At 32.9% G+C, this 12269-nt stretch carries 7 protein-coding genes; 5 read left to right on the plus strand and 2 right to left on the minus strand.

Features of this window, described 5'->3' with window-relative positions:
• Positions 1-230 precede the first annotated feature (230 nt).
• From Q0616_RS01400 to Q0616_RS01420, 5 genes are all read left to right on the plus strand, one after another.
• The gene (locus Q0616_RS01400) at positions 231-1922 is read left to right on the plus strand and encodes a M23 family metallopeptidase (RefSeq protein ID WP_298774405.1); all 1692 of its coding nucleotides are present in this window, start codon (positions 231-233) and stop codon (positions 1920-1922) included.
• Entirely contained in the window at positions 1870-4308 is a 2439-nt protein-coding gene (locus tag Q0616_RS01405; protein ID WP_298774407.1) for a carboxypeptidase-like regulatory domain-containing protein, read from the plus strand. Before Q0616_RS01400 ends, Q0616_RS01405 begins: the two co-directional genes overlap by 53 nt.
• Positions 4309-4797: 489 nt before the next feature.
• A complete protein-coding gene (locus Q0616_RS01410) occupies positions 4798-5409 on the plus strand; it encodes a nucleotide exchange factor GrpE (RefSeq protein ID WP_286484091.1) in 612 nt (203 codons plus the stop codon).
• 14 nt (positions 5410-5423) lie between these two features.
• Positions 5424-6545, plus strand: a complete 1122-nt coding sequence (dnaJ, locus tag Q0616_RS01415) for a molecular chaperone DnaJ (RefSeq protein ID WP_225539307.1) — start codon at positions 5424-5426, stop codon at positions 6543-6545.
• Between the two features lie 159 nt (positions 6546-6704).
• Complete coding sequence (locus tag Q0616_RS01420) at positions 6705-9314, plus strand: M36 family metallopeptidase (protein ID WP_298774417.1); 2610 nt, start codon at positions 6705-6707, stop codon at positions 9312-9314.
• 74 nt (positions 9315-9388) lie between these two features.
• Here the strand turns inward: Q0616_RS01420 and Q0616_RS01425 are convergent, their stop codons facing one another.
• Both Q0616_RS01425 and Q0616_RS01430 read right to left on the minus strand, forming a co-directional pair.
• Positions 9389-11173: an endonuclease gene (locus tag Q0616_RS01425; protein WP_286484402.1), complete on the minus strand. Its 1785-nt coding sequence runs from the start codon at positions 11171-11173 to the stop codon at positions 9389-9391.
• 11 nt (positions 11174-11184) lie between these two features.
• Positions 11185-11709, minus strand: coding sequence for a tRNA methyl transferase PRC-barrel domain-containing protein (locus Q0616_RS01430; protein ID WP_225541658.1), 525 nt, complete (start codon positions 11707-11709; stop codon positions 11185-11187).
• Between the last annotated feature and the right edge of the window lie 560 nt (positions 11710-12269).

Raw genomic sequence — 12269 nt, forward strand, 5'->3', positions numbered from 1 at the left:
CTATCTGTTTTTATCCACACTTACAGTAAACTTCTAATAACGAAAAATAAAAAATACAAATCATACTTATTTTTTTAATTAATCCTATTCACTTTTACAATTTACAACATTTAAAACTTAATTTTAGAAAAAATTATCTCTAAATAATTTTTAAAAATTCTAAAGATTAATGATGTTTGTAGAAGAATTAGTTTACATTTAACTAATTTGTTAATTATTGAATAGAAAAAATGAACGTGATTAAACCAATTTTACTAAACCTATTACTATGTTCTACTGTTTTTGGACAACGAGCAGAACAACCGAAGGCAGACAGTTATCCCAAAAATATATTTCAGAATCCATTAGAAATCACCAATTATTTATCAGGTAATTTCGGAGAGCTTCGTAGCAATCATTTTCATGCTGGACTTGATATAAAAACACAACAACGAGAAGGTTTAAAAGTAAACGCAATTGGAGACGGTTATATTTCTCGTATCAATGTTTCGCCAACAGGCTACGGAAATGCACTTTATATCGATCATCCAAATGGATACACTTCTGTTTATGCACATTTGAGAGAATTTACACCAGAATTACAAGCTTATGTGCGTAAACAACAATATGCGAAAGAAACCTTTAAAATTGAATTACATCCAAAAACAAATGAAATTCCTGTAAAAGCAGGAGATTTGATTGCTCTTTCAGGAAACTCTGGTAGTTCTGGCGGTCCGCATTTACACTTCGAAATTCGTGATACAAAGACGGAAGAACCAATCAACCCCTTTTATTTTGGTTTTGATATTCCAGACACAAAAAAACCTTCTATTTTAGGACTATACGCTTACCCAATTAATGGTGAAGTGAATCAAAAAAATAATCGTATCGCTGTAGCAAATGGTGGATCTATTTCAGCTTCAGGAACGATTGGATTTGGTATAAAAGCTTACGACAAGCACAATGGCGCAGAAAACAACAACGGTGTACATCAAATCAATATTTATGTAAATGATGAACCGATTTACACCTTTACCTCAAACCGTTTTTCGTTTGATGAAGCCCGAGCTATAAATAGCACGTGTGACTATTCCGATATTCAGAAAAATAATAGTTGGGTGTATCAAGGATTTGTGAAAGATGGAAATCCTGTGCGAATGTATTCTAATTTGAAGAATAACGGAATTTTAGAACTTGAAGATGGAAAATCGTATAAAGTAAAAATTGATGTTTCTGATTATGCCGGAAATTTATCTTCGCAATCGTTTTTAGTCAATGGAAAATCGTTTGTAGAAAGTGTAAAAACTCCTGAAACAAATCCAATGTTATGGAACAAAGAAAATCATTTCAAAAATCAAGGAATCGAAATCTTTTTTCCAAAAAATATCTTCTACGAAGATTTTGATTTAAGCTACAAATTCTCGAATGGGAAACATTGGGTTGGCGATTATTATATGCCAATTCATCAAACTTATACGCTTGTAATTGAACCAACAGCTGAGATTCCTACTGCACAATTAGACAAAGCTGTCATTGTTCGTGAGTATCAAAAAAGAGGCGTTTGGAAAAAAGATTATTTAACAACAACACTTAAAAATGGAAAGCTGGTTGCAAATCCAAAAGATTTTGGTGTTTTTTCTATTTTAATCGATAATACTAAACCGACAATTACTCCGTTAAATATCAAATCAGGTAGTCAATTTACTCAATCAAATGGTATTATTCGGTTTACAATAAATGATACACAATCTGGAATAAAAGACTACAAGGCTTATATAGATGGAAAATGGGTTTTAGCCGAATATGATCATAAAATTAAACGATTAACAATTAATTTGAATAAAGAACAGATTTCGGTTGGCGACCATCAATTAGAATTAAACGTGAAAGATGAAAAAAACAACACAGCAACGTACTCTACAACATTCAAAAAGATTTCTTAGTACCATAAGTTTATCACTTTTGGGTGGAATTTTATTTGCGCAAACAGCACAAATTAATGGTAAAGTTGTCGACGAAAATAGAATACCGATAAGCGATGCCGAAATTATCGTAAATGATCAATCATTTTTTACGGATCAAAATGGTAATTTCAAAATTGATATTCCGTCAAATGAATCGATTACAGTAACATTCAACAACAATGGTTATCATTCGTTTGCACAAACTTTTACGTTAAAGGATAAAAATAGAAAAGAAATATTTGTTCAATTAGTACCCGATGAAACTAATGCGATTCAATTGGGCGAAGCAACAATTTCATTTCAATCCAATACAAACAAACCTTTGCAAAGCACTGTTTTAAGTGCAGCACAAATGCAACAAGGACCAAGTTTGACAGGTGGAGTTGCTGATTTATTAAAAACCTTGCCATTCGTTAACTCGAACACCGAATTGAGTTCGCAGTACATGGTTCGAGGCGGAAATTATGACGAAAACTTAATTTACGTTAACGGAATAGAAGTGTATAAACCTCAACTTATTCGCGCTGGTGAACAAGAAGGTTTAGGCTTTGTAAATCCGTCAATGACAGAATTCATCAACTTTTCCGCTGGTGGATGGGAAGCTAAATACGGCGACAAAATGTCATCCGTTTTAGATGTAACTTACAAACGTCCTAAAAAATTTGAAGGACAATTAGAAGCAAGTTTAATGGGTGGAAGTTTGACATTAGGTGGAGCTTCTAAAGACAAAAAACTTTCGGCTATTGTTGGTGCACGCTATCAGAATAGAAATTTAATTTTAAACACCTTAAAAGGTGACACCAATTTCAACCCTGAATATTACGATGTACAAGCAAATATCAATTATAAATTAAATGACAAATGGAATGTTGCATTTTTAGGAACCATGTCACGTTCTCGCTACGAAATGTTTCCGATAAAACGTGAAACATATATCAATGCTGTAGATAATCCATTGTTATTAACCGTTTATTACAACGGAAAAGAAGACGACAAATTTGCAACTGAAACGGGAAGTTTATCGTTTACCTATCAACCGAATTCTAAATTAGACTTAGGTTTAGATGTTTTTGCATACCATTCGAAAGAAAGAGAATATTTTGATATTCAAGGTTCTTATTTTATTTCAGAAGTTGATGCCGATGGTAAAGCAACCTCAACCAATGATGTTGGTTCTCAAATTGACCATGCACGAAATAATTTTGATGCATTGGTGGCGGGAATTCAACACAAGGGAAAGTATAAAATCAATGGAAACAATAATATTGAATGGGGAGCAAAATTTCAACAAGAAGACATTCGCGATTTATTAGGTGAATGGCAAGCAATAGATTCGACGGGTTATGTTGTGAATCCAAATCCTGAAAATGGTTTAAATTTAAGTTATTATGTTAATTCAAAAAATAATTTAAAAACCAATCGTTTTTCTGGTTACGCACAATACACGAGCAAATTCATGTGGAACGATGCAAAAGTATTGTTCAATGCTGGTGTTCGAGCAGCTTATTGGGATTTTAACGAAGAAACAACGGTTTCACCTCGCGCACAAATTGCGATTAAACCAAATTGGGAAAAAGATATGTTGTTCCGTTTTTCGACAGGTATTTATTATCAACCTCCCTTCTATCGCGAAATTCGTCGTTTAGATGGAAGTTTAAATGACAAAGTAAAATCACAACAATCTATACATTTTATTCTTGGAAACGATTACGAATTCAAGTGGATGGATCGTCCGTTCAAGTTAACATCTGAGGTTTATTATAAAATCTTAAACGACCTGAATCGGTATTATGTAGACAATGTAAGAATTCGTTATACGGCAGACAATAACTCAAAAGGTTATGCTTACGGAGTTGATATGCGTTTATTTGGACAGTTTGTTCCAGGAATCGATTCTTGGTTCTCGGCATCGTACGCACGCGCTTATCAAAACATTGATGACAAAGGAAATATTCCGTTACCAACAGATCCTCGATTCAAATTATCGGCGTTTTTCCAAGATTACATGGAGTTTTTACCATCTTTCAAGGTAAATGTTAATTTGATTTATGCATCTGGTTTACCGAACGGAGCTCCTCAATTTGCAGATCCTTACCAATACCAAACAACGTTGACAGATTACAAACGCGTGGACATTGGTTTTGTAAAAGAAATTATCAATCAAAAAGACTTAAAACCATCAAGCGGAACATTTTGGAGTAATTTCAAAGAAATATCGATTGGTGTGGATGTTTTCAATGTGTTTGATATTAAAAATGAAATCAGTAATTCATGGATTCGTGATGTAAACTCTAACCGAGTTTATACAATGCCAAATTATTTGACAGGACGTTTCTTTAATGGAAAAATTAATTTTAAGTTTTAAAAATATATTTATTGAAACCTAAATCCCTTATTATTACCATTTTCAGTTTATTCTTCGGATGTAGTAATCTTCATGAAGATAAAACTTTAATACTTAAAACTATTGAGAGTGAAAATTACAAGATAGAATGGTATATAAAAAGTGGACTTACTACAGTTTATCCTAATTATATAGATATCACTAATAAAATTGAACATAAAAAACACGAAATTGTCGTCATCTTGATATTTTAGATATTATTCTAATTGATAACGATAGTTTATTTATCATATATAATAAAAATGCGCAACTTTCTGAAATTAGAAAAAATGATAAAAAACTGGGTTTAAAAATAATCCCAAAGAATTATCATATATATTATACAGGAAAAAGACATTATTAAAAATAATATCAAAATTCAATTCAAAAAAAACTTCATACATTTACCGAAGCACTTCTAAAGACAGAAGTGCTTCTTTTTTTACTTAAAATCTGACAAAACGACACACTATGGGCATTGGCAAACTATTTGATTCTATCAGAAACAAAAAAACGAATAAGAATATGTCTGACCAAAATATACACGAAGAATTAGAGAACGAAAACATTCAAGAGAACGTTCAAGAAACGGAAAACACTGTAGAACAGCCACAAGAAGAAACTTCTGGAAAGTCAGAATTAGAAATTATTAAAGAACAATTAGCAAAGGAGAAAGACCAATATTTGCGTTTATTTGCTGAGTTTGATAATTACAAAAAACGTACATCGCGTGAGAGAATGGACATTTTCAAAACAGCAAATAAAGAAGTGATTACATCTTTGTTACCTGTTTTAGATGATTTCGGTCGCGCATTAACTCAAATTGAAAAATCTGGAGACGACAGCTTACATCAAGGTGTTGAATTAATCAATAATAAATTAATCGAAACCTTACGTGGAAAAGGATTGAAACAAATGGAAGTAAATCCTGGAGACGATTTTAATACTGATTTACATGAAGCTATCACACAAATACCTGCTCCAACAGAAGAGTTGAAAGGTAAAATTGTAGATATTGTAGAAACGGGTTATTTATTAAATGATGTTGTAGTTCGCTACGCAAAAGTTGTTGTTGGATTGTAATTTAGATTAAGAACATGTCATCAAAAAGAGATTATTACGAAATATTAGGCGTAGATAAATCGGCAAATGCTGATGTTATCAAAAAAGCCTATCGTAAACTTGCCATCAAATTTCACCCTGACAAAAATCCTGGTGACAAAGAGGCAGAAGAAAAATTTAAAGAAGCTGCAGAAGCTTACGAAATTTTAAGTGACGACCAAAAACGTGCACGTTACGACCAATTCGGACATGCTGGAATGGGCGGAGCTGCTGGCGGAGGATTCGGCGGAGGCGGAATGAACATGGAAGATATTTTCTCTCATTTCGGCGATATCTTTGGAGGTGGTGGATTCGGAGGCGGATTTGGAGGTCAATCTCGAGGTCCACGTCGAATGAAAGGTTCTGATTTGCGTATTCGCGTAAAATTGAACTTAGAAGAAATGGTAAACGGTTGCGAGAAAAAAGTAAAAGTTAAACGTTTCAAACAAGCTGAAGGTGTTACATCTAAAACATGTCCATCTTGTGGTGGTTCGGGACAACAGGTTCGCGTTACGAACACATTTTTAGGACAAATGCAGACTGCTACAACTTGTTCTACTTGTCAAGGTGTTGGAAAAGTTGCGGATAAAATTCCTTCAGGAGCAAATAATCAAGGTTTAATCAAAGTTGAGGAAACAATTGACCTGAAAATCCCAGCAGGAGCAAGAGAAGGAATTCAATTGCAAGTTCGTGGAAAAGGTAACGATGCGCCTTTTGATGGTGTACCTGGGGATTTATTAGTTGTTATCGAAGAAGAAGAACACGACACATTAAAGCGTGATGGAAACAACCTACATTTTGATTTGTATGTTTCTATTCCTGATGCTGTTTTAGGAGCTTCAAAAGAAATTCCAACAGTTAATGGAAAGGTAAAAATCAAAATTGATAAAGGAACTCAATCTGGTAAAGTATTACGCCTAAAAGGTCAAGGTTTACCTGATCTTAACGGTTATGGAAAAGGTGATTTATTTGTTCATGTTAACATTTGGACACCAACTCATTTATCAAAGGATCAAGAAGCGTATTTTGAAAAAATGAGAGATGACGATCATTTCTCACCAGAACCTTCTAAGAATGAGAAATCATTTTTTGAACGTGTAAAAGATATGTTTCAGTAATTAATAAATACTGAATTTTATAAAGCATCCAAACAAAATTTGGATGCTTTTTTTATCTAATTATTTATTTAATAACATCATTTTTATTTATTTGTCGTATTAATTAGTCATTAATTAAAAAAATAATATAACTTTATTTAAATTAATAACACTATACAAATGAAGAAAAATTTTACTCTTATCTTCTCTGCGTTTTTGTTATCAATGACTGCTCAAGCTCAGAATGCTGAACAATTAATTGATAATTACCAACTACAGAGATCGGGTAACAATGTCGAGTACAAATTTGTACAAACGATTAATGACGAAAAAGATCAAACTCAAAGAGTATTTACTCAACGAACTTTCCAAGGAATTCCTGTTTACAACAGTTACACAACTTATTTAGTAAAAAACAATCAAGTTGTTTCTGCTTTAACCTCTGAAAATTTTAATTCTGAGTTAAAATCTGCATCCGTTACTCCAACACTTACATCTCAACAAATACTTCAGAATATCGCACAATCAGAAGGTTTAAAACTTATCACGAACAATTCTTCAGATGAATTTGGTGTTCATTTTACAAAAGATGACACTTCTGAATTGGTTTATTTTATCAATGATCAGAAAGAAGCTATTTTAAGTTATACATTATCTTATCGATTATTTAACGAAAAACAGAACGATGTCATACATGTTGTTGTTGATGCTAAAAATGGCACAATCATAGATAAACACAATACAACGTTAAGCTGTAATTTTGATCATGGAGCCTTTCATAACGAAAATTTAGCACACTTTAATAAAGCGGATTGGGATTGGTTATATGACGATGGTAATAATGTAGCATCTGCTCAGTATAATATCTACAAATTACCAATAGAAGCGCCTAACAGAGGTAATCGTTCAATTGTTAATTTATCTATATCTAACACCACTGCATCTCCAAATGGTTGGCATAATGTAGCGGATGGAACAATCAAAACAAGAACCGAAGGGAATAATGTACGAGCTGTACGAGATCATAATTCAACTGCATATAATACGTTCAATTCTATAGCAAATACAGTTACAATTAACAACAATGATTACGCAGATGCAGGAGAATCTTTAAATTTTGATTTCCCTGTAGATTTCAGTTTAAATCCTTTTAAAAACTGGCAAGCAGCTACAACTAATTTATTCTATATGAATAATATGATGCATGACATTCTTTACAACTATGGTTTTACTGAAGTAAACGGAAATTTCCAAAAAGATAATTATGGAAAAGGAGCAACAGGAAATGATGATGTAGTAGCATTAGCTCAAACACGATTTAATGAAGGTATTTTAAACAATGCAACATTTGCCACACCTGCTGATGGTAGATCACCTCGTATGGCAATGTATTTGTGGAATCCTCCAGCAAATGCAGATACAGATCCTTTAACAATCAATTCTCCTTCAACAATTGCAGGAAAATATAGTGTTTTCTTTTCGCCGTTTGGTGCTGAATTACCTACTACAGCCCTAACTAAAGACTTAGCTTTATTACGTAAAAGCGAAACAGAAGGAAACGAATTTGATGGTTGTGGCACCATAACAAATACTGCTGAAATTGCTGACAAAATTGCTGTTGTCTACAAAGGAGGAAGTTGTAATTATGTTACAAAAGCTAAAAATGCACAAAATGCAGGTGCAAAAGCACTTATCATAATCAATAATATTGGAGGAAACTTTACAATCACAGGAAACGATTCTTCTATTACAATTCCTGTTGTTGGATTGACAAGAATTAATGGAGACAAAATAAAAAATGAACTAATAAACGGAACAACTGTTAATGCAAGTCTACAACACAAAGACATTCCTTACGCTGACGGAAGTTTTGATAATGGTATCATTGCACACGAATACGGACACGGTGTTTCTAACCGTTTAACTGGCCCAATAACAAATTCTAACTGTTTAGGTAATCTTGAACAAATGGGTGAAGGTTGGTCTGATTTCTTTGCCTTAATGTTAACGCAATTACCAGGTGATACTGGCTCAACTAAAAGAGGTATTGGAACATTTGCTACCAGTCAATCTGTTGATGGAAACGGAATTCGTCCTACTCCATATTCAACTGATATGACGGTTAACCCTGCAAAATACAGCTTCTTAAAATCATATGGCAATAACGATTCACCACATAGAACAGGATATGTTTGGGCATCTATGATTTGGGATATGAATTGGAAATTAATCGACAAATATGGCTTCTCTCCTGATCTATATAATGGTAAAGCAGGTAACAACATGGCTTTACAATTAGTCATGACAGGTCTTAAATTACAAACATGTTCTCCAGGTTTTGTAGACGGTCGTGATGCTATCCTTATGGCTGATGAACAACTATACGAAGGCGCTAACAAATGTGAAATATGGGAAGCTTTTGCTAATCGTGGTTTAGGATATAGTGCAAGCCAAGGGAGTGTATTCAGTAGAATTGACGGTACAGAAGCGTTTGACATGCCTCCTGCAGATGTATTAAATTGTGATTTATCTACAAGTGACTTAAAAGAATCATCATTACAAATGTATCCAAATCCTGCAAAAGATATGGTTTACATAATGGATAAATCAATCAAAAATGACATCAAAGTAGATATCGTAGATATGACCGGTAAAGTGGTTTCAACAAAAACTGTTAAATTCGATGGACAAAAAGGAAGTGTTGAAACAAACAACTTACCTAAAGGTGTTTATATTTTGAAATTCAAAACTGATCAAGGAACAGTTACAAAAAAATTAATTAAAAACTAATTTCTTAGTATATATCAAATAAAATAACCAGCTCATTGAGCTGGTTATTTTATTTGATTCAATAGCTACTATTATTAATTAATAATAATTTTATTGGATTGATTTTTTGTTTTCACGATGTAAATTCCTTTAGGTAAATTATTCAATTTAACTTTTGAATTGTTAGTTACGTGTTGAATGGTTTGAACTAATTGTCCATTAAGATTATAAATCTGAATCGTTTCGTTCTTCTCAACTCCATTGATAATAAACTCATGATTTTTAACCGGATTAGGATATATAACTAATTTCGCTGAATTCATATTCACATCATCCGTTGCTAATTTTTCGTAACAAGTCCAAGACAAGTTATCAAAAGAAACACGGTTATTTGTTGTTTCATCAACCAATTCGATGACAACATCTCCTTCAACATTGATGTTTTCGATTGTAGTCGTTTTGGCTTTTTTAGAATAAGGAATTTGTCCTTTTACTTCTCCGTTAATTTTTAACGTATAAAAACCTTCAGAATCTGAAAATGGTAAATACGTTTTAACGGATAAAGAACCTATTCCTCTAGAAATAGTAGAAGATGTTAAAGTTCCTTTTTTTATACAAATTGCTTTGTTACTATCTCCATCGATATAAACTTGTCTATCTGTTCTTGCATTAGTAGCACTCCACACAATTCCATTATTAGACCAAGTTCTATCAGTGTAAGATGATGCAGGTGGTGTACCTCCTGTTGATGGAATATTCTCAAAGTCTTCTGTTCCACAAGTTGTTCCTTCTCCAGACCCCCCTCCTGTGTTAGTTTCTTGAGTTGTCACTTCTATTGCAATACTGTTATCAGATTTATTTCCTGCATAATCTTTTGCAACAACATAAAAAGAATACGTAGAAGAAGCTTTTAAACCAGAAATTGTAGCATTGTTATAGTTAACTGTTGAATTGTATTCGTTGTTCATGTAAACATCATAACGATTCACACCAACATTATCTGTTGAAGCTGTCCAAGTTAAAGATACACTTGAAGAAGTTACATTTGTAGACGCTAAATTTGTAGGAACCGTAGGTTTTTCTGTATCTGGCTCACCTCCGCCTTCTCCTCCGAAAGATTCTGGCCAAGTATTTTGCGCGTCAGGTCCACCCCAAATAACTGTCGCCAAATAAGGATTATCAATAAAAGGGTTTCTATTTCCTTGTACATTTGCAACAACATTATTTCTTTGAATCTCAAATTGAGATACAGGATCTTCTACATTCCATTTTAATAAAATATCAGGAAAATCTGAAGAATATGTACTTGGCCCAAATGTAATATTAAGAGGTAAAGCTCTCGAATTATATCTTGCATACATATACATCAGAATACGAGCTACATCTCCTTTCCATTCGTCTCCTGGATACCAACCTCCACGGTTAGTTTTCATCGCCATTGCTCCTACTCCATCATCAAAAGATAAATTTCCTCTTTTACTATTTAAACTCATATCAGCTGGACGTAAATGGTGACCATCCGCACCAGGACCTGAAGTTCCTAAATTTGGCGTTCCCTTCGATTTTGCATAAACATGCTCTCTATTCCAAGATCCAGAAAAAGAACGACTTCTTTGGTGCGTTCCCGAATCTTGAGATCCGTAAATTAATAATAAATTAGATGGATTCTGAGGATCTGCATCACTTGTTTTGAACAATTCTTTTAAACCCGCAGAATAAGAAACATTTTTCTTATGCGTATCAGAAATCAATGTTGCTAACTCGTTCTTAAGTTCATTTTTAGATTTATTAAAATCAATGCTCGAGTAATATGCTGGAGCTTTTTGTGCTTGAGCAAATAATGCTAAAGCAAATGATAGAAATGTAAATTTCAATTTCATTTTTAAAGTAATTATTTATTTAATTTTATAAAGTTTGTTTTGTTACAAGAAAGTTCTATTGTATAATTTTTCAAGATTAATGGAATTTGAATATTAAATTCCAAAAAATATTTCTCACCAAATTGATAAAACTTTGCTTCTTTCTTTTCTCTCAAAATAGATGAAGTAACTTCAACATCTATTTCTTCTTCGTCAATTGATTGCGTTAACCAATTAATATTTTGATCAGTAAAAAGGAATACATCACAAAATAATCCGGGATGATCTTTTCCTTGACCTACAAAAAGCCTATTTTCATGTTCATCAATTCCAATCACATAGACAGGCAATTTTTTTCCACTTACATTCAGACCTTTTCGTTGACCAATTTCAAATCCTTCTACTCCATTATGTTCACCAACAATAAATCCATCAAAAAGTGAATATCGCCTTTGTTCAACTCTCCAAAAAAGTTCTTCCTCTTTCGATAAAAAAACAGGCTTTTCTTTCTGATAAACTAACGATTCGTATGGTATTTCTACAATCTGTCCGATCATGACTTGTTGTGATTTTATTGTTAAAATCTCTTAAAAAAAAGAGAAGGACTGCAAAGATAAAGTGTTAATATTAATTAAACATTAAGAAATTAACTTAATTGCTGAAAACAAAAAAAAGACATCAAAATTGATGTCTTTTTTTCATATTCCATAAAAATAAAATTAATGTTGATGTTTTGAATGATCCACATCTTTTTTAGGATTAGCTTCGGTGTAATGCTCTCCTTCAGCCTCCTCGCGTTCGTATAAACAACAAGAGTGTAAATTTTCGTAAACCTTATCATCTGCACGTTTCTCATTCGTATCATGCCCAACTGCAACTACTGCATTTTCTACCGCATCAACCTTATTTTTTGTCTCATTCAGAACAATATGCAAGTTATGTGTATCTTCGTCCCAAGTGGCTATTTTAACACCTTTCACTGCATAAGCCGCTTTCTCTATACGTTCTTTACATTGACCACAATTTCCTTTCACATGCAATTCATGTTTTGCATTTTTATTTTGTGCTAGATCGGAAGAGCGTCGTGTAGGGAAAGAGTGTAGATCTCGGTGGTCGC

This window comes from uncultured Empedobacter sp., from assembly GCF_937930195.1.
GTDB lineage: Bacteria > Bacteroidota > Bacteroidia > Flavobacteriales > Weeksellaceae > Empedobacter > Empedobacter stercoris.

Bases quoted from the DNA above. Each gene is read 5' to 3' on its own strand.
- Q0616_RS01400 (WP_298774405.1), top strand. From the start codon at position 231: ATGAACGTGATTAAACCAATTTTACTAAACCTATTACTATGTTCTACT.
- Q0616_RS01405 (WP_298774407.1), top strand. From the start codon at position 1,870: ATGAAAAAAACAACACAGCAACGTACTCTACAACATTCAAAAAGATTT.
- Q0616_RS01410 (WP_286484091.1), top strand. From the start codon at position 4,798: ATGGGCATTGGCAAACTATTTGATTCTATCAGAAACAAAAAAACGAAT.
- dnaJ (WP_225539307.1), top strand. From the start codon at position 5,424: ATGTCATCAAAAAGAGATTATTACGAAATATTAGGCGTAGATAAATCG.
- Q0616_RS01420 (WP_298774417.1), top strand. From the start codon at position 6,705: ATGAAGAAAAATTTTACTCTTATCTTCTCTGCGTTTTTGTTATCAATG.
- Q0616_RS01425 (WP_286484402.1), bottom strand. From the start codon at position 11,173: ATGAAATTGAAATTTACATTTCTATCATTTGCTTTAGCATTATTTGCT.
- Q0616_RS01430 (WP_225541658.1), bottom strand. From the start codon at position 11,709: ATGATCGGACAGATTGTAGAAATACCATACGAATCGTTAGTTTATCAG.